The organism is Bradyrhizobium sp. Kon10 (assembly GCF_055807395.1).
Genome location: NZ_JBVVOZ010000119.1, coordinates 1 through 584 on the forward strand (window position 1 = coordinate 1; position 584 = coordinate 584).

At 65.1% G+C, this 584-nt stretch carries 1 protein-coding gene; it reads right to left on the reverse strand.

What is annotated here, in order from left to right:
* Positions 1-584 (reverse strand): nucleotide sugar dehydrogenase (locus tag AC0L2O_RS36325; RefSeq protein ID WP_473373140.1); only part of this gene is annotated, 584 nt, incomplete at both ends.

Below are 584 nucleotides of genomic sequence, written 5' to 3' on the forward strand. Positions count from 1 at the left end.
CCGAGCACCGCGATGGTCTTGCCGCGCAGCGAGCCGCCGAGCGCCTGGCTGACTTTCCGCGCCATCGCGCGCTTGCGGTTCTCGTTGACCGCGAGCACGGATTCGACGATGCGCAAGGACACGTCGTAGTCCTGCGCGATCTTAATCAGCGCCTTGGTGTCCTTTGGGAAGCAGGAGCCGCCGAAGCCGGGACCGGCGTGCAGGAACTTGGTGCCGATGCGGTTGTCCAGGCCAATGCCGCGCGCGACCTCCTGCACGTTGGCGCCGACTTTCTCGGACAGGTCTGCGATCTCGTTGATGAAAGTGATCTTGGTCGCGAGAAACGCGTTCGCCGCGTATTTGATCATCTCGGCGGTGCGGCGCTCCGTGAACATCAGCGGCGCCTGGTTCAGCGACAGCGGGCGATAGATGTCGCCCATCAGCTTACGGCCGCGCTCGTCGGAGGTGCCGACCACGACGCGGTCGGGGAACTTGAAATCGCGGATCGCGGCGCCCTCGCGCAGGAACTCGGGGTTGGAGGCAACGACCACGTCGGCTAACGGATTGGTCTCGCGAATGATGCGCTCGACCTCATCGCCGGTGCC